Annotated in this window: 14 protein-coding genes; 6 read left to right on the top strand and 8 right to left on the bottom strand. The window is 70.8% G+C overall.

The window, feature by feature from the left end; all coding sequences use genetic code 11:
- Window positions 1-20: 20 nt before the first annotated feature.
- Entirely contained in the window at window positions 21-1,628 is a 1,608-nt protein-coding gene (locus tag H4W81_RS28880) for an RNA polymerase sigma factor (RefSeq protein ID WP_192777702.1), read from the bottom strand.
- 237 nt (window positions 1,629-1,865) lie between these two features.
- Here H4W81_RS28880 and H4W81_RS28875 point away from each other — a divergent pair, with 237 nt between their 5' ends.
- The 6 genes from H4W81_RS28875 to H4W81_RS28855 all read left to right on the top strand — a co-directional run bounded on the left by H4W81_RS28875 (window position 1,866) and on the right by H4W81_RS28855 (window position 6,679).
- Complete coding sequence (locus H4W81_RS28875; protein ID WP_192777701.1) at window positions 1,866-2,909, top strand: ABC transporter ATP-binding protein; 1,044 nt, start codon at window positions 1,866-1,868, stop codon at window positions 2,907-2,909.
- Window positions 2,902-3,582, top strand: a complete 681-nt coding sequence (locus H4W81_RS47695) for an ABC transporter permease (RefSeq protein ID WP_225958838.1) — start codon at window positions 2,902-2,904, stop codon at window positions 3,580-3,582. The genes H4W81_RS28875 and H4W81_RS47695 overlap by 8 nt, the downstream gene beginning before the upstream one ends.
- Window positions 3,579-4,250 carry an ABC transporter permease gene (locus H4W81_RS47690; RefSeq protein WP_318782014.1) on the top strand — a complete coding sequence of 224 codons (672 nt, stop codon included), beginning with the start codon at window positions 3,579-3,581 and terminating at the stop codon, window positions 4,248-4,250. The genes H4W81_RS47695 and H4W81_RS47690 overlap by 4 nt, the downstream gene beginning before the upstream one ends.
- Window positions 4,251-4,286: 36 nt before the next feature.
- On the top strand, window positions 4,287-5,219 hold the full coding sequence (locus tag H4W81_RS28865; protein WP_192777700.1) for an ABC transporter substrate-binding protein: 933 nt from the start codon (window positions 4,287-4,289) through the stop codon (window positions 5,217-5,219).
- Window positions 5,220-5,526: 307 nt separating this feature from the next.
- Window positions 5,527-6,003, top strand: a complete 477-nt coding sequence (locus H4W81_RS28860; RefSeq protein ID WP_318782013.1) for a flavin reductase family protein — start codon at window positions 5,527-5,529, stop codon at window positions 6,001-6,003.
- 175 nt (window positions 6,004-6,178) lie between these two features.
- Window positions 6,179-6,679 (top strand): DinB family protein, encoded by a 501-nt coding sequence (locus H4W81_RS28855; RefSeq protein ID WP_192777698.1) that lies wholly within the window; start codon window positions 6,179-6,181, stop codon window positions 6,677-6,679.
- Between the two features lie 2 nt (window positions 6,680-6,681).
- Here H4W81_RS28855 and sppA read toward each other — a convergent pair whose 3' ends face one another.
- The 7 genes from sppA to H4W81_RS28820 form a co-directional block, all read right to left on the bottom strand.
- Window positions 6,682-8,379 (bottom strand): signal peptide peptidase SppA, encoded by a 1,698-nt coding sequence (sppA, locus tag H4W81_RS28850; RefSeq protein WP_192777697.1) that lies wholly within the window; start codon window positions 8,377-8,379, stop codon window positions 6,682-6,684.
- Window positions 8,380-8,598: 219 nt separating this feature from the next.
- Entirely contained in the window at window positions 8,599-10,305 is a 1,707-nt protein-coding gene (locus tag H4W81_RS28845; protein ID WP_192777696.1) for a S8 family peptidase, read from the bottom strand.
- 146 nt (window positions 10,306-10,451) lie between these two features.
- Window positions 10,452-12,434 carry a S8 family peptidase gene (locus H4W81_RS28840; RefSeq protein ID WP_192777695.1) on the bottom strand — a complete coding sequence of 661 codons (1,983 nt, stop codon included), beginning with the start codon at window positions 12,432-12,434 and terminating at the stop codon, window positions 10,452-10,454.
- An 84-nt stretch (window positions 12,435-12,518) separates the two neighbouring features.
- The gene (gene glgB, locus H4W81_RS28835; protein WP_192777694.1) at window positions 12,519-14,675 is read right to left on the bottom strand and encodes a 1,4-alpha-glucan branching protein GlgB; all 2,157 of its coding nucleotides are present in this window, start codon (window positions 14,673-14,675) and stop codon (window positions 12,519-12,521) included.
- Window positions 14,676-14,858: 183 nt separating this feature from the next.
- Entirely contained in the window at window positions 14,859-16,001 is a 1,143-nt protein-coding gene (locus H4W81_RS28830) for a copper amine oxidase (protein ID WP_225958837.1), read from the bottom strand.
- A 1-nt stretch (window position 16,002) separates the two neighbouring features.
- Window positions 16,003-16,653 (bottom strand): hypothetical protein, encoded by a 651-nt coding sequence (locus tag H4W81_RS28825; RefSeq protein WP_192777693.1) that lies wholly within the window; start codon window positions 16,651-16,653, stop codon window positions 16,003-16,005.
- Window positions 16,654-16,795: 142 nt separating this feature from the next.
- Window positions 16,796-18,103: a maltokinase N-terminal cap-like domain-containing protein gene (locus H4W81_RS28820; protein WP_192777692.1), complete on the bottom strand. Its 1,308-nt coding sequence runs from the start codon at window positions 18,101-18,103 to the stop codon at window positions 16,796-16,798.
- Between the last annotated feature and the right edge of the window lies 1 nt (window position 18,104).

Below are 18,104 nucleotides of genomic sequence, written 5' to 3'. Positions count from 1 at the left end.
GCCGGGCCCCTTCCTTCTCCCTACCTCGGCACCCAGAGGAAGACCAGCATCGCGATCGCCACGCAGATGAGGAAGCCGGCCAGCTCCCACGCCCAGTCGTGGTGCCGGTTGCGCCGCTTGCCCTTCTTCTTCGCCGAGGCCTTCCCGCCGGCCGCCTTGCCCTTGGCCGGCTTCTTGGCAGGGCCCTTCGGTGGCGCGCTCTTCGGTGGCGTGCGTTTCGTGGGGGCCGGCCTCTTCGGCCGCTTGGGTACGGCGGGTCGCGCGGGCTCCTGGGCGAGCGCCGCCTCCGTGGGTGTGCCGGCCTCCTGCGACTGCTCCTCGGACTTCGGTTCCTCTTTCGCCGGAGTCTCGGCCGGGCCGGGCGGCAGCACGTAGACCGGCTCCTTGGCGGGACGGCGCGGCACGAACAGGCTGGGCTCGGGGCGCGGCTCGCCCTTGTGCACGAGCAGGTCGGCCAGCGCCCTCCTGTCGCGCGCCCGCATCGGCACGTCCACGGGATCGGCGGGCACGTCCACCGGCACGGCGGCCGCCTCCAGCGGTGTGGCGGCGGTGTTCGGTGAGGTGGTCGCCGCGCCCCCCGCCGCGGTCCAGTGGTCGTCGAGGATGTCGCCCGCGGGCACGACCGGGGTCTTGTCCGCCGTTCTGTCCGCCGTCTTGTCCGCGGGCTCGTCGAGGACGGCGGGCTTGCGGAAGGCGTCCCACGTCGCCGGAGGGTCGAGCACGTCGGCGGGGGTGGGCGCGGAGAGCACCGGCGGGCGCCGCGCGAGCGTGTCACCCAGGAACGGAGAGAGCGTGTCGCGCAGGAGCGGGGAGAGCGTGTCGCGCAGCTTCGGCATCGGCGCCGTCGCCGCCTCGTGATGCGAGACGCGTGAAGGGTCGGGCGGGGTCAGCAGCTCGGTCGGGAAGATCCCCGTGCTGGTCGCCGGATCGGTGTCGCTGAGCGGAACCGGCCAGGAGGGCGCCGTGGGCCACAGCGGCCTGACGAACAGCGAGGTCTTCCGCCGAGCCGGATCCGGGACCGAAGGGCGGGGGCCGAGCAGGCGGATCCTGATCGCGGCGGGCGGCGGGCGCCACGGCAGGCGGCCGAGCACGTCGCGCAGCGGCGCGACGCCCAGCGCGCCGTACACCTCAGCCACCGGCTCGGCCACCGGCTGGGACAGGCGGGGCCCCTTGGCGGCCAGCGCCGCCAGCAGCGACTGGCGGAAGCGGAGCGCGGCGTTCTGGATCAGCTCGACGGCGGTGTCGTGGGCCACGTCGAGCACCCAGGCCAGCTCGGCGTCGGTGAGCCCGATGACGACGGACAGCACGAGCACCTCGCGCTGGTGCGGGCGCAGCTCGCGCAGGACGCGCTCGACCAGGGCGGTGGCGGGATCGACGAGGGGGTCGATGACGGGAGGCGCGTAGACGATGTCGCGGCGGAAGATCTCCCGCCGCGCGAGCGCGTACAGCGCGGCACGCGGCGGCTCCACGGAGAGCGCGCTGGACAGCACGGTGTCGAGCACGTCGGAGGCGGAGCCCGTGTCGCCGAGCTGGTCCGCGGAGTAGGCGAACAGCCCGGCGGCGTGACGGTCGTAGAGCTCGGCGATCAGATCCTCGCGAGATCGCTGATCGGTGAGCGGAAGGGTCACGGGGCCGGATTCCTCTGTCAGAAAGTTCGGACGCGGGGGATGAGGGGGCGGCGTCGGAGTGTTGCAGGCAATCATGCCGGTTGCCGTCATGGAATGCACCACTGGATGCTCATTTGATAGCCCCGTGAAGCGTTTCACCTGGGGGCCAATGGGACACAGAGGGGCCGCTCGCCGTAGTCTGTCGAGCAGAGATCATGGGGCGGGCCGCGGCCCCGCCGCTCGAGCGAGAGGTCGCGCATGATCACATTCGACTCCGTCACCAAGCGCTATCCCGATGGCTTCGTGGCTGTGGACAACCTGTCTCTCGAAGCGGAGACCGGGCAGATCACCGTGCTGGTCGGGCCGTCGGGCTGCGGCAAGACCACCACGCTGCGGATGATCAATCGGATGATCGACGCCACCGAGGGGCAGATCCTGCTCGACGGCTCCGACGTCCAGCAGATCGACCCGCCGACGCTGCGGCGCGGCATCGGGTACGTCATCCAGCAGGCGGGCCTCTTCCCGCACCGCAAGATCGTCGACAACGTGGCGACCGTGCCGTACCTGCTGGGCTGGGAGAAGAAGAAGGCCCGTGACCGCGCCATGGAGCTGCTCGAGCGGGTCGGGCTCGACCCCAAGCTGGCCCAGCGCTACCCCTTTCAGCTCTCCGGCGGCCAGCAGCAGCGCGTCGGCGTGGCCCGCGCGCTGGCCGCCGACCCGCCCGTGCTGCTGATGGACGAGCCGTTCAGCGCGGTCGACCCGATCGTGCGCACCTCTTTGCAGGAGGAACTGCTCAGGCTGCAGGCCGAGCTGAACAAGACGATCGTCTTCGTCACCCACGACATCGACGAGGCGATCAAGCTCGGTGACCGGGTGGCCGTGCTGCGCGTCGGCGGGAAGCTGGCCCAGTTCGCCGATCCCAAGACCCTGCTGTCGGAGCCCGCCGACGACTTCGTGCGGGAGTTCCTCGGCAGGGACAGGGGCATCAGGCGGCTGTCGTTCGTCTCCAGCTCGCACCTGCGGCTCCGCACGGACCTGACCGTGTCCTCCGCCTCCGCCACGCCGTCGGACGACGGGTGGCCCCTGGTCGTCGCGGCGGACGGCAAGCCGGTCGGGTGGCTGGGCCGCGACGAGCCCTTCGGCACCTACGTCCACGGCAAGGACTCCCTGCGCGCGGCGCTCGACGCCGCCCTGCTGTCCTCCTCGGGCCAGGCCGTCGCGCTCGACGAGTCGGGCAGGGTGGTCGGGATCGCCACCAGGCGGGCACTGGACGAGGCGCTCGCGGAGGCCGCCGATGGATGATGATGGTCAGCCGCTGTTCAGGTGGAGCTGGGTCGAGAGCAACTGGAACTCCGACTCGCCCAACAGCATCGTCAACCTCCTCGAGGCGCACATCGTGATGTCCCTCGTGCCGGTCCTGCTCGGCCTGCTCGCCGCGCTGCCGCTGGGGCTCGCGTGCGTGCGATGGCGCTTCCTCTACCAGCCGACCTCCGCGATCATGAACGTGGTCTACGCGCTGCCCTCGCTGCCGCTGTTCATGCTGCTGATCCCCGAGACCGGCCTCGCCAGGCTCACGGTGATCATCCCGCTGACCTTCTACGCGCTCGCGGTGCTGGTCCCCGCCGTGGTCGACGGCCTGGGCTCGGTCCCCGACCACGTCAGGCAGTCGGCGGTGGCCATGGGCTTCACGCCGCTGCGCCGCCTGGTCCAGGTGGAGCTGCCGATCGCCGTCCCGGTCGTGCTGGCGGGACTGCGCGTGGTCACCGTCTCCAGCATCAGCCTGGTCAGCGTCGGCGCCCTCATCGGGCAGGGCGGTCTGGGCAACCTGTTCACCGACGCCTTCCAGCGCGACTTCTACACCCCCGCCATCGCCGGCATCGTGCTCATCGTGCTGCTGGCACTGGTCGGCGACGGGATCGTGCTGGCCGCCCAGCGCCTGCTCACTCCCTGGATGCGAGCCAGGAGGGCGTCGTGAACTGGTTGATCGACTTCTTCGCGAACCCGGCCAACTGGTCGGGCCCCGACGCCATCCCCGCCAGGCTCCTCGAACACCTCGGCTTCTCGGCCGCCGCGCTGGCCCTCGCCGCGCTCGTCGGGGTCCCGCTCGGCCTGCTCATCGGTCACACGGGCAAGGGGTCGGTGATCGTGGTGGTCAGCGCCAACCTGGCCAGGGCGCTGCCGACGCTCGGCCTGCTGGTGCTCATCGTGCTGCTGCTCGGCACCGCCTCGATCTGGCCGGTGCTGATCCCGCTGGTGGCGCTGGCCGTGCCGCCGATCCTGGTCAACACCTTCGAGGGCGTCAGGGGCGTCGATCCCGAACTGCGCGACGCGGCGTACGGGATGGGACTGCGCGGCCCGCAGGTGCTGTCCAAGGTGCTCGTGCCGGTCGCGCTGCCGCTCATCATGCTCGGCCTCCGGCTGGCCGCGGTGCAGGTCGTGGCGACCGCGGCGGTCGCCGCCTACGTGGGCCTCGGCGGGCTCGGGCGTTACATCATCGACGGTCTGGCGACACAGGACTACGAGAGCGTGGTCGGCGGCTCGGTGCTGATCGTCGGCTTCGCGCTCGCCGTACAGGGTCTGTTCACCCTCGCGCAGAGAGTGATGGTCTCCCCGGGGGTGAGCCAGCGACTGCGGGTTCGATAATCTCTCTATTACCCCCCGTTTAGAAGGGAAATAAGTATGAGACGCATATTCGGCACCGCGGCGGTGCTGCTCTCAGCGATGCTCACCCTGTCGGCCTGCGGTGGTGGCGGCAGTGGCAGCAACCCGCTGGACACCACCTCCGCCGGCGCGGCCCCGACGGGGACCGCGCCCGCGGCCGGCGGGGGCACGGCGATCGTCGGTTCGTTCAACTTCCCCGAGAGCGTGCTGCTGGGCTCCATCTACGCCCAGGCGCTCAAGGCCAAGGGCGTGACGGTCGAGGAGAAGCCGAACATCGGCAGCCGCGAGGTGATCTACAACCAGGTCAAGAGCGGCGGGCTGACCGTCCTGCCCGAGTACAACGGCGCGCTGCTGTTCTTCGTCGACCCCAAGTCGACCGCCGCCTCGAAGGAGGACGTGAACAGCGAGCTGGCGAGCAAGCTGCCCGCCGAGCTCGAGATCCTCGAGTCGTCCCCGGCCCAGGACAACGACTCGCTGACGGTCACCAAGGAGACGGCGGAGAAGTACAAGCTGACCACCATCGAGGACCTGGCCAAGGTCTCCAAGCAGATGGCGGTCGGCGGTCCCCCCGAGTTCAAGAAGCGCCGTGAGCAGCAGTTCAAGGACGTCTACGGCCTTGAGTTCAAGGAGTGGAAGCCGACGGGCGACACGACGGCCGACGCCATCAAGGACGGCACGGTCCAGGTCGGCAACGTCTTCACGACCGACCCGAAGATCATCATCAACAACATGGTGTCGCTGCAGGACCCCAAGAACGTCTTCAGCGCCCAGAACGTCACGCCGCTGGTGAACAAGGCGGCCATGACGGACACGATCAGGACCACCCTGAACGCGGTGTCCGCCAAGCTGACGACCGAGGGCCTGACGCAGATGATGCAGAAGATCTCGGTCGACAAGGACGACCCCGCCACGGTCGCCAAGGACTGGCTCACCACGAACGGCCTGCTGTAGCCAACCCTGAAACCCCGGTGAGGGGCCTGCCGGCCCCTCACACTCCCCGTGACTCGGCGGGGCTCCTCGCGCTGCCCGACGAGCCGTCGTGCTGCGGGCTGGACCTGTTCGCCGCCGAGCCGGGCTCGGCATCTGAACAGGCGCTGCGGAAACTCGCGAGCCTGTAACCGGTCGAACGCGAGGGCTGCTCAAGGCAACGCGGCCCGTCTGCACGCCGGACAAGGCATCACCCCCGCCATACTGCCACCCGGCGGGCTCCCGCTGTCCTGGGTGGGGCGGAGGTCCGCCCATGTGCCAGAGTGATCGAGTGAGTGAGTTCACCGAGGCGATGGCGCAGCTGGCAGCGGGAGTCGCCGTGATCACCGTGAAGGACGACCGTGACGACGTGGGCGTGACCGTGTCCGCGCTGATGTCCGTCTCCCTCGATCCACCGCTCATCCTGGCCAGCCTGTCCAACCGCGGTTACCTCGCCGAGGTGCTGCTCAGGCAGGACCGGTGGGCCGCCTCGCTCCTGTCCTCGGGGCAGGCGGCGATCGCCAGCAGGTTCGCGGTCGCGGGCCGTCCGAGCGCCCGTCATCTGGTCTCGGGGACGCCGCATCACCGGGGCCGGCACACCGACGCGCTGATCGTGGAGGGCGGGGTGGCGGCGCTGGAGGTGGAGACGACGCAGGTCGTGCCCGCCGGAGACCACGCCCTGTTCGTGGCGGGGGTCCTGGCCGTCGACTACGTGAACTCGGCGCCGCTGCCCCTGGTGCGGCTGAGGGGGCGCTACCGGCCGGTGTAGGGACGGTGAGGTGAGGGTCACAGGCTCGGACGAGAGATGACGATGGCCGCGCGACCATGACGCCCTGACGAGAGCCAAGACCTTCTTCACCGCCCCGCCGCCGACCTCTTGACCGCCCGCCGTCCGGGGCGAAGCCTCGGGAGAGCTGCTGGTCGATGTGCACCAGAATGGCGGGATGACCGACCCCAGAGTTGATCCCCCCGCCGCCGGTGACGAGCGCGAACTCCTGACCACCTTCCTCGACTGGCACCGCGAAACCCTCGCCGTCAAGTGCGCGGGCCTGACGGAGGAGCAGTTGCGCGAGCGGTCCGTGCCGCCGTCCACCATGTCGCTGCTCGGCCTGGTCCGGCACATGACGGACGTCGAGCGCTACTGGTTCCGCCGCGTCCTCGAAGGCGCCGACCTGCCCGCCGTCTACTGGAGCGACGTCGACGACGTCGAGTTCGACGTGGCGGAAGTCTCGGCCGACGAGGCCATGGCCGTGTGGCGGGCCGAGCTGGACGCGTGCCGCAAGGTGTCGGAGAACACCCCCGTCGACGCCCTCGCCAAGGTCGACAGGCGCGGCAGCTACCACTCGCACCGCTACATCCTCATCCACATGATCGAGGAGTACGCCCGCCACAACGGCCACGCCGATCTCCTGCGCGAACGCCTCGACGGCGCGACCGGGGAGTAGACCTAGCGGATGACGATCTGGCCGGGCAGCAGGAGCGGGCCGTACGAGGGCAGCCCGAGCTCGCCCGCGATCCGCGCGAACGGCCCCCAGGCCTCCAGCCGGATCCTGGCCAGCGCCGCGGACTTGTCCTCGCTCGACTCGGGTCCGCGCAGCCGCTCCAGCGGGTTCAGCCGCGGGTAGGTGCGCACGGGCGCGTCGGCCGCGAGACCGGCGCGCTTGCGAGCCAGGCCGAGGGCGTCCTCGAGCCCGCCGAGCTCGTCGACGAGCCCGCGCTCGTGCGCGTCGACGCCGGTCCACACCCGGCCGCGGGCCAGTTCGTGCGCGCGGTCCCTGGTCAGGTGGCGGCCCTCGGCGACCTTGCCCACGAAGTCGTCGTAGATGCGGTCGAGCCAGGCGTTGACCCGCTCCCACTCCTCCGTGGAGAACGACCGGGTGGAGGAGAACATCGCCGCGTTCGTCCCCTCGGCGATCAGGTCGGTGGTGACGCCCGCCTTCGCCATCAGCCCGCCGAGCACCGCCTTGCCGCCCAGTACGCCGATGGAGCCGGTCAGGGTTCCGGGCTGGGCGATGATGACGTCGGCGGCCATCGAGACGAAGTAGCCGCCCGAGGCCGCGACGTCGCCCATGGAGACGATGACGGGCTTGACCTTGCGGGTGAGCACGACCTCGCGCCAGACCGCGTCGGAGGCGACGTAGGAGCCTCCGGGGCTGTCCACCCTGAACACCACGGCCTTGATGTGCGGGTCGCGCCGGGCCGCGCGGATGGCGGCGCTGATCGTGTCGGAGCCCATCGCGCCGCCGCCGCCCAGGGGGCTGCGTCCGCTGCGGCCCAGTCTGATCATGCCGTGGCCGTGGATCAGCGCGACGCCGTCGGCGGTCGGGTGCGGCAACTTCCGTACGGCGGAGCCGCGCGCGTAGCGGGCGACGAACTGCAGGTGCGCCTCGTCCCCCGCGGCCTCCTTGACCTCGTCGTACACCTCGTCGCGGTAGGCGAGCTTGTCGACCAGGCCCGCCTCGACCGCCTCGGGCCCGATGAACGGACCCCTGTCGACCAGGTCGCGGACCTTGGCCTGGTCGAGCCGCCTGCCGTCGGCGATGCCCGCGACGACCTGCTCGAGGATCGACTCGGCGAGCCTGCCGTACGACTCCCTGTGCGCGTCGGTCATGTGGTCCTGGGTGAAGGTGTTGGCGGCGGTCTTGTACTCGTGCCGCTGCCCGACCTCGTAGGCGATGTCGAGCTTCTCCAGCGTGCCCTTGAGGAAGCGCTGCTCGAGGGCGATGCCGGTGAGTCCGACGTCGCCGCTCGGCTGGAGGTAGACGCGCTCGAAGGCGCTGGCCAGGTAGTAGGGGATCGTGCCCTGGCCGAACTCGCCGAACGTCTCGCCGAAGGCGACCGTCAGCTTGCCGGAGGCGCGGAAGTGGACGATGGCCTGGCGCAGCTCCTGCACCATGCCCAGCCCGAGCGGGTTCCCGCCGATCTTGACGATGAGCGCCTTGACGCGGGAGTCGTGCCTGGCGCGCTTGAGGCCGGACAGGACGTCGGCCAGGCGCGGCTTGCGCATGGTGAGGATGGCGCTGAGCGGATCGGTGGGCGGCCCCTCGGTCAGCCCCTCGGTGAGGTCGAGTTCCAGCACCAGCGGGGCGGTACGCCGCTGGCGGAACCGGTCAACGGTGTCAACGATCGCCTTGGTCGCGTCCATAAATGTCACCCTAAGCGACGCCCCTGCGCGGGCGAGCGTCGCCGACCCCACCATCTCGTACGGCAAGCCGCTCTCGCGCCTCCGCAGGCGCGGGGTCCCGTCCGCCGAAGGCGCGCCGCCCAGCGGGACTCCGGCGGGCCGCCGCAACGGCGCCCCGTGACCCGGGAAGCATCACGGCCACGCCGGAGCGACCGGCGTGGCCGTGATGTGAGCAGAGGATCAGGCCGCGGTGCAGGTCAGCGTCGCGGGCGGGGTGTCGGCCCCGCCGCGCAGCTGGCCGTTGAACCCGAACTCCGTCGCGGCCCCGGGAGCCAGCGAGCCGTTCCAGCGCGCGTTCGTCACCGTGACGTCGGCCCCGCTCTGGGAGACCTTGCCGTTCCAGAGGGTCAGCACCCGCTGGCGGTCGGGGAAGGTCCAGGTCACCTTCCAGCTCTTGATCGGCAGCGTGCCGGTGTTCTTGACCGTGACCGACGCCTGGAACCCACCGGGCCAGGACGCCTTCGGGGAGTACACGGCGGCGCACTCGATGCGCGGCAGGGCGTTCCAGACGTCCAGGCGGGGCGTGGTCAGCTGCTTGCCCGCGCTGGTGTAGGAGATCGGCTTGCCCGCGGCCTTGAGCTTGGCGAGGATCTGCTCCACCGACGCGTCGGGCAGCTTCTCCCTCATCAGCGCGAAGGCGCCGGCGACGTGCGGGGCGGCCATGGAGGTGCCGCCGAAGCCCGCGAACCTGTTGTCGGGCACCGAGGAGAAGATCGGCCAGCCGGGGGCGAACAGGTCGAGCATCTCGCCGCGGTTGCTGAAGGAGGACACGTCGTCGGTGCGGGTGCCGACCTGCGGGTACTCGACGTCGGTCGAGCCGACGGTCACGACGTTGGAGACGCAGGCGGGCCAGGAGACCGACGCCTCGTGTCCCTCGTTGCCCGCCGCGACGACGGTGGCGACGTTCTGTGCGAGCAGCTGGTCGACCTGGGCCTTGAAGTCGGCGCCGTCACCGGTGTCGCACACGGTGTCGTACTTGCCGCCGCCGAGGCTCAGGTTGACGGAGACGATGCCGTACTGCTTGGCGATCGTGTTGACGTACGCCATCCCGGTGAGGATGGAGGAGTCGTAGGCCAGGACGCACGGCGTGTTCTCGGCCCCGCCGCAGTACTCGGGGTTGGCGAACCTGCTGAACACCTGGACGGGCACGATGGTCGCGCCGGGGGCGACGCCGTTGGAGGGCTCGCGCTGCGAGGAGTGCGCCTTGCCCGCGACGATGCCGGCGACGTGGGAGCCGTGCGCGCAGATCCCGAACGTCGCGTCGCCGGGGGAGACGTCCTTCATGCACGCGTCGGTGGTGGCGTTGGCCGCGCCCGCCCCGAGCTGGAAGGGCGCGCCGCTCGGGCACAGGGACGTGGCCTTGTCGTCGGCGTTCTCCGCGGAGAAGCACGCCTCGGCGGCGATGCGGCCGCCGAAGAACGGGTGGTCGCCGTCGATGCCGGTGTCGAGGACGGCCACGGCCTTGCCCGCACCGGTCACGCCCGCGGCCTGCGCCTTGTCGGCGCCGATGATCGCCAGGCTCCTGACCAGATTGGGTGAGTTGAGGTGGTCCTCGCGGATGGAGACGACGTTCGCCTGGCCCGCGATCTTCCTGAACTCCTCGGCGGTCCCCTCGTAGACGAAGAAGTCCAGCTTGCCGGCGAGCGCGTCCGGGGTGGGTGCGACGTTCTCGACGCTGGGGGTGACCGCCTCGGCGGTGGCGGCGAGGGACCTGGCCTGCGCCGGGCTCTGCACCTGGACGATGGCCCGGTGCGTGCCGCCGATCCGCACGGCGGGGTCGAGCTTCTTGATCGGGTCGTCCGCGGCGGCTTGCGCGGGGGCTGTGACGAGCCCGGCAGAAAGGGCGGCGAGGGTGGCCGCACCAGCCAGGAGAGACCGCAGTCTCACTGTGCCTCCGAGGGGGGATGATCCAATTTGTGGGGGTTTGAGTGTACAGATGTGAAATTTGATGTCAGAAGCGAAGAGACGTGTCGTTTGGGTAACACAGACCTGAGGCCGGTCCCGCGGCGGGGACCGGCCTCAGGTCTGTTCGTCTACTTACCGAGCGAGGCGGCCGCCTTCTTCAGGCTCGCGCCGCTCGCCTTGGCGGCCAGCCGTACCTTCTCGGCGGCCCTGACCGGCTCCAGCGTGGAGGTGGCGCCATGGGCCCAGTCGAGCCACGCGGTCAGCAGGGCGCGGTCGAGCTTCGCCCGGGCGCCCTTGGCCGCCTTCAGCACCCGGTAGGCCTTGCCGAGCGAGGAGGCCTTGGTCAGCTCGGGGAAGACCTTGCTCGACTTGTGGGCCAGCTTCAGGTAGCAGGTGAGCGTCTCGTCGGACAGCTGCCCGGTGCCGCGGTAGAGCTCCACGGCCCATTCCTTGGCGCTCATCCTGGTGCCGGCCGTACCGCGGGTGCACACGGAGGCGGGGGCGGCCGGAGGCGTCGCGGTGACGGTCACCGTCACGGTGACGGTCGGCAGCGGGACCGGGCTCGGATCGGGGGAGTCCGTCGGATCCGGATCCTCGGACTGTCCCGGGTCGTCGTCCTGCGGGTTCTCGTCCGTGGGCTCCGGGGACGGGCCGCTCTCCGAGGGTGCGGGCGCGGGCGCGCTCTGGCTGACCGTCGGCTGCGGCCCCGCGCCGCTCGTGGCCGCCGCCAGGTCGAGGCGCGGCGTGACCACCTGGACCCCGTCCGCCTGGTAGGCGAACGGCCGGCCCGACGTCTTCAGCTTCTCGACCAGCGCGCCGATCGCCTGGTCGGGGAAGGCGGCCTTGAGCACGGCCAGCGCTCCCGCGACGTGCGGTGCGGCCATCGAGGTGCCGCTGTGCGCGGCCATGGTGTCGTCGGGCACCGAGGACTCGATGTCGACCCCGGGCGCGAACAGGTCGAGCAGCGATCCGGTGTTGGAGAAGTCGGCGATCTCGTCGTTGTTGTTGCTCGCCCCCACGGCGACGGCCGAGGAGATGCAGGCGGGGAACGAGGTGCCCGCGAAGTACTCGTTGCCGGCGGCGACCACGGTCGCGACGCCCTTGGCCAGCAGGTCGTCGATCTTCGGCTTGAAGACCTGGCCCTCCTCGGAGGTGTCGCAGGAGGTGTCGGACAGCTGCCCGCCGAGGCTGAGGTTCATGGCCGCGATCGGGGTGGCAGGGGCCAGGGAGGCGACGTGGTCCATCGCCAGGCGCAGCGACGACTCGAAGGCCATCAGGCAGGCCGACGCGCCGCAGGCGTCCTCGTCGTTGACCCTGCTGAACACCTGCACGGCGACGATGTTCGCGCCGGGCGCCACACCGCCCTGGCCGGCCGCGATGCCGGCCACGTGGGTGCCGTGCTCGCACAGGTTCTCGCCGCCGAGCAGGCACTTGGCGTACTCGGCGTCGGCGGCGCCGGTGCCGATCATCTGGCTCTGGCCGTTGGGGCACAGCGACTCGACGCCGTCGTACTCGGTGGAGGAGAAGCAGGCCTCGGCGACGACGCGGCCGCCGAAGAAGGGGTGGTCGCGGTCGATGCCGGTGTCGAGGACGGCGATCGCCTGCCCGGCGCCGGTCCGGCCCTCGGCGTGGACCTTGTCGGCGCCGATGACGGGGAGGCTGGAGATCGCGGTCGGCGGGTAGGCGCGGTCGCGGTGGATGGCGGCCACCCTCGGGTCCTCGGCCAGCGCGGCCAGCTCCTCGGCGGTGCCCTCGACGACGATGAACGGCTGGGCGGCCGGCTGTGTCTCGGGCTGGAGCACGACCTGCGCGTCCTGCGCGACGGCCTGGGCGGCGACGGGCGCGGTCTGCGCGGGGTCGGTCAGCTCGACGATGACGCGGCTGGTGCCCTCGGCGACCGCCAGGCCCTCCTCGAGCTTCTCCTCCGGCGGCCCTGCGGAGGGCGCACCCGTGGAGGGCGCGTCGCCGGCAGGCGGCTCGCCCTGAGGCGCGTCGGCTGCGGGTGCGGAGGAGGTGGGGGCGGGTGTCGCCGGGGGCTCACCGGCGAGCGCCGGAGCGGCGGGCAGTAAGGCGAGCAGGATCGAGCACACGATCAGGCGTCGAAATCGCACACGTCCTCCGAGGGGTGATCATCTCGGAGTGTAGAGAGATTTGTCCCGACAGCACAGAGGCTGTCGGGGTTTCTCAGTAAACCCTCACGTTGTCTCGGTCGGCGCGCCCTTCAGCCAGACCGCGCCCAGCGGCGGCACCACGAGGGTGGTCGAGTACGGCAGGCCGTGCCACGACTGCTCCACCGCCTCGACGGCTCCCAGGTTGCCGACCCCGCTGCCCCAGTACTCGTAGGCGTCGGTGTTCAGCAGCTCCTCCCACCGCCCGCCGTACGGCAGGCCGAGCCTGAAGTTCTCGTGCGGGCCGCCGCTGAAGTTGACCACGCACGCCAGCGCGGACCCGTCCCGGCCCACCCGCAGGAAGGAGAAGACGTTGCCCTGGGCGTCGTCGGCGTCGATCCAGCGGAAGCCCTCGGGCGTGGTGTCGAGCTCCCAGAGGGCGGGGGTGTCGCGATACATCCTGTTGAGGTCGCGGACCAGCTTCTGCGCCCCGCGGTGGCCGTCGAAGTCGAGCACCCACCAGTCGAGCCCGCGCTCCTCCGACCACTCCGAGCCCTGGCCGAACTCCCCTCCCATGAACAGCAGCTGCTTGCCCGGATGCGCCCACATGAACGCGAACAGCGCCCTGAGCTGCGCGAACCGCTGCCACTCGTCGCCCGGCATCTTGCCGAGCAGCGAGCCCTTGCCGTGGACGACCTCGTCGTGGGAGAGAGGGAGCACGAAGTTCTCGCTGTAGGCGTACATCAGCGAGAAGGTCATCTGGTGGTGGTGGTACTGCCGGAAGATCGGCTCGTGGCGCAGGTAGGCCAGGGTGTCGTGCATCCAGCCCATGTTCCACTTGAACCCGAAGCCCAGCCCGCCCAGGTGCACGGGCCTGGAGACGCCCGGCCACGCGGTCGACTCCTCGGCGATCGTGATGGTGCCGGGCTCCTCCCGGTAGCAGACGGCGTTCATCTCCTTGAGGAACTCCACCGCGTCGAGGTTCTCGCGCCCGCCGTAGACGTTGGGCGTCCACTCACCCTCGCGCCTGGAGTAGTCGAGGTAGAGCATCGAGGCGACCGCGTCGACCCGCAGCCCGTCGATGTGGAACTCCTTCAGCCAGTAGAGGGCGTTGGCGACCAGGAAGTTGCGGACCTCGTTGCGGCCGAAGTCGAAGACGTAGGTGCCCCAGTCGGGGTGCTCGCCCCGCGCCGGGTCGGCGTGCTCGTACAGCGGGGTGCCGTCGAAGCGGGCCAGCGCCCAGTCGTCCATGGGGAAGTGCGCGGGCACCCAGTCGAGGATCACCCCGATGCCCCGCTGGTGGAGGGCGTCGACCAGGTGGCGGAACTCGTCGGGGGTGCCGAAGCGCGCGGTGGGCGCGTAGTAGGAGGTCACCTGGTAGCCCCACGAGCCGCCGAACGGGTGCTCGGCGACGGGCAGGAGCTCGACGTGGGTGAAGCCCATCTCGCTGACGTACTCCGTCAGCTGCTCGGCCAGCTCCAGGTAGCCGAGCCCGGGCCGCCACGACCCGAGGTGCACCTCGTAGGTGCTCATCGGCGCGCCCTGCGGCGCGGTGGCGTGGCGGGTGTCCATCCACTCGGCGTCGTGCCACTCGTAGACCGACCGGTCCACCACCGAGGCCGTCTGCGGCGGCACCTCCGTGCGCCGCGCCATCGGGTCGGCCTTGTCGCGCCACATCCCGTCGGCACCGAGGACCTCGTACTTGTACCGCTCGCCCTCGGCCAGTCCCGGCATGAACAGCTCCCACACTCCCGACCTGCCGAGCGAGCGCATGGGGTGGGCCACGCCGTCCCAGTGGTTGAAGTCGCCGACGACCCTGACGCCCCGCGCGTTCGGCGCCCACACCGCGAACGCCGTGCCGTCGACGTCCTCGTGCCGCATCACCCGGGCGCCCAGCGCATCCCACAGCCGCTCGTGCCTGCCCTCGCCGATCAGGTGCAGGTCCACCTCCCCGAGCGTGGGCCAGTGCCGGTACGGGTCCCGCATCTCGTACGGCTCGCCGCCCTGATAGCGCACGCGCAGCCGGTAGTCGGGCACCTTGTCCAGACCCGCGACCGTCGTCTCGAACACTCCGTGGGCGACGTGTTTCATCGGGCGTGCCTCGTCATCGAAGACCACCTCGACCTGTTCGGCCAGTGGTCGCAACGCCCTGAACGTGACTCCGCGCGGCTCCAGGTGCGCTCCGAGAATCGAGTGCGGGTCGTGGTGTGCCCCACCCGCGAGACGGTCGAGCTCTGTCCTCATCGGCATGCCCCTTACCCTGCCCTATAGCGACCTTCCAACCCATGCCCTTGCCCGCCATCACCATGCGAATTCACACGAGCGGTATGTCGAAAAAAGGGGGTAACTATCGCGATCGCTTTGCGTCATCCCCACATCTCACGAATTCACCTCCCTTACGGGGAGGTCAGGGCACTGGTACGGGGATCAGTGGGGGTTGGTGGCGGTGACGTCGCGAGGGGTGACGCGGAAGCCCTGCCAGTGGATCGGCATCGGATCGGCGTCCTCGTCCCTGGCGACGTGGTGGAAGCCCACGTTGACCCACAGCACCGGGTCGGTCACCCGCTCGCCGTTGGCGTAGCGGTCGACGGACTTCCTGCACTTGGGAGAGACGTTCTCGCTGGCCAGCCGCTCGCAGGCGCGGTACTGCGTCACGTAGACGTCGGCGTGCGTGAACGCCTCGTCGGCGGGCCCGCGGTACTCCGCGCTGTCGGAGTTGTTGATCTCCCAGGAGACCGGGTGCCTGTCGGCATTCGGCACGCGCGGGTCGACCACCCGCCACCAGCGCATCCGCCCGTTGACCGCCCTGCTCTCCCGCTTCAGGCTGGTCTTCACCATCGACCGCTTCTTGGTGCCGCTCCCCGTGAAGTCGTACTGCTCGACCACGTCGTGCGCCTTGCCCTGGATGTCGAAGTCCATGCGCCAGAAGACGTTGTGGCTGTGCGACTCCTCGAAGTGCTTGCGGCCCACCCCGATCGGCCAGCCGTGTTTCGGCGCCGTCGTGGTGCCCGCGAGGGAGCCGGTCGCGCCCAGTCTGGGCGTGATCGAGCCGTCGTCGCCGAAGACCCACTCGGAGACGTAGGTGTACCAGCCGACCTGGTAGGCGGCCAGCACCACCAGCTCCTGCCCCTGCGCCGACTCGCGGGCGTCGGGGTCGCCCCAGCCGTCCTTGAGGTAGGCGTGGCCGCGCGGGCGGGTGGTCACGCAGACCTTGCCCTTCGGGCGCTCGCCGCCCGGGCAGTCGGCCTCCGTCAGCGCCACCACGGCCGAGCCCAGCGAGCCGATGTCGTGGTAGCGCGGCTCGCCGCTGTCGTAGGGCACGTGGATCTGCGCCAGCGCCGCGCTGCGCAGCACGCTGATCGGCCTGTTGCCCTTCGGCGTGTAGACGACCTTGGTCACCGTCAGGCCCTCGATCGTGCGCATCTCCCAGCACAGCCGCCAGCGCGCGCCGTTCGGGAGCGTCTTGTCGATGAGGTACGGCGCGCTGCACGAGGGGGCGGCGGCCTGCGCCGGGGCGGGGGGAGCGGCGGCCGCCACGAGCAGCCCCGCGAGCATGAGACGGAGGATCAACTCACCACTCCAGGATGTGGACCCGCTGGGCGGACAGATCGATGACGATGCGGCTGGTGTCGAGGAAGGTGCCGTTGGGCAGCCGCACGAACAGCCGCAGGCACCGGTGCTCGGCGCAGCTGCCCCGCTCGGGGGAGTAGATCAGCCCGCGCAGCGCGAGGTCGGACGGCGAGGCCAGCTCGCGCCCCGCCGCCTTCCTGAACGACTGGCGAACCCCCCGCCCCAGCTTCGGGTCGGCCAGCAGCAGCTCGGCGGCGCGCAGCTCCTCCCGCCTGGACGGCGGCGGCTGCACCCCTCTGCCCTTGGTCTCCTCGATCACCTTGCTCCTGCCGAGGTCGACCGTCCTGACGATCAGCGTGTCGGAGGCGTAGTCGTAGATGTAGGCCTCGGCCTGCCGCGCCTGCTCGGCGTCCTTGTCGTCGTCGCGCTCGACGTAGAGCAGCTCGGCGCGCCCGCCCTTGAGATGGTTGACGGCGGTGGCGATCTCTCCCGCGCGGGCGATCTCCTCGGGCGTCAGCGGGTCTCCCTGGACGGGAGTCTCTCGCACGGCCTGCGCGGCCTGGGGCGCCTCCCCGCTGGTCGCCAGCAGGAGCGACCCGCTGACGAACACGGCGCCGACTCCCGCGGCCGCGAGCACAAGACCTCGCCGCATGCCGCCCCCTTTACTCTTCGTTCATGTTTGCATGCGAAGAGTAATGCGATTGATGCGCTGCCCGTGGAGAAACGTGAGACTTGGGGCGAGGTCGGGGGTTGAACCCCGCTCGCCGAGTCGGGGCATGGATCTGCGCGACGGCTCAGCGGAAGGCGGCGAGGGGGATGGGTAGCCAGGTAGGCCGGTTGCGGGCCTCGTAGACCACCTCGTAGACCGCCTTGTCGTACTCCAGGGCCCGCAGCAGCGCCGCGTCGTCCCCGCACACGTCCGCGTACCCGTCGAGGAACGCCGCGCGGTTGCGGATGGCCCACTCCGCGGCCCTGGGGCGCAGCACGGCGGCCTCGGGGTGGTCGGCCAGGAGGTGGCCGGCCGCGTAGTCGAACGAGCGCAGCATCCCCGCCACGTCCCGCAACGGCGAGGCGAGCGCCCTGCGTTCGTCGAGCGGCTGTCCCGGCTCCCCCTCGAAGTCGAGGACGATCCAGTCGACGGGCGTGCGCATGACCTGGCCGAGGTGGTAGTCGCCGTGCACGCGCTGCACGCGCACCTTGCCGGTCAGCTCCTCCACCTGGTGGAAGGCGCGCTCGACCAGCTCGGCGTGCTCGGCGAGCGCGGGCACCTCGTCGATGGCCCTGGCGAGGCGGCGGCGGAAACCCTCCACCATGCGCTTGACCTCGTGCGGGCTCACGACGTCCGTGGGGAAGGCCTCGGCGAGCTCCCGGTGGATCTCGGCGGTGGCGATGCCCAGGCGGTGCGCCTCGGCGGCGAAGTCGCCGCCCGCCTCGGCCGCGCTGACCTCGGGCAGCGAGCCGTAGAGGTCGCGGACGCTGGCCAGCGCCAGGTCCCAGCCGTCGTTGGAGGTGGTCAGGTACTCCTGCATGAAGGCGAGCGTGGTCGCGATGCCGTCGACGTCGGTCTCGATCCACCCGTACGGCTGGGCGATGTGCGCGGCGCCACGGGCGGCCAGCGCGGTGACCACCTCGAGCTCGGGGTTGACCCCCGGGATGAGCCGGCGGAACAGCTTGCAGATGTAGGCGTCGCCGTACACCAGAGAGGTGTTGGACTGCTCGGCCCCGAGCACCAGGCTGCGCTGCGTGGTGTCGATCTCCACTCCCGGCGTGGCGCGGAACCTGATCGGTCCGTGGTCGCGGCCGGTGGCCATGCCCTCCAGCAGGAGGCTGGTGAGCGAGGAGTCGTGGGCGGCGTCGAAGAGGTGGCCCTCCTCCGACACGCCGATGAGGGCGTGCTTGAGGCGGTCGGGCAGCTCGGGTCTGACGCCGAGCAGGAGCTGGTAGCGGTCGTGGGCGCCCGCCTGCCGTACGGACAGGATCAGGTGGCGCAGTCCGTCGCCGAGAGGGGTGTCGGAGTCGATGGACAGAGCGTCGAGAGGACGCCCCTTGCCCGCGAACCAGCGTTGGTGGGTGATCCAGCGGGCAAGGAGGTCCTCAAGCACG

This window comes from Nonomuraea africana (assembly GCF_014873535.1).
Taxonomy (GTDB): Bacteria; Actinomycetota; Actinomycetes; order Streptosporangiales; family Streptosporangiaceae; genus Nonomuraea; species Nonomuraea africana.
This window is presented reverse-complemented; position numbering and strand designations above follow the sequence as displayed.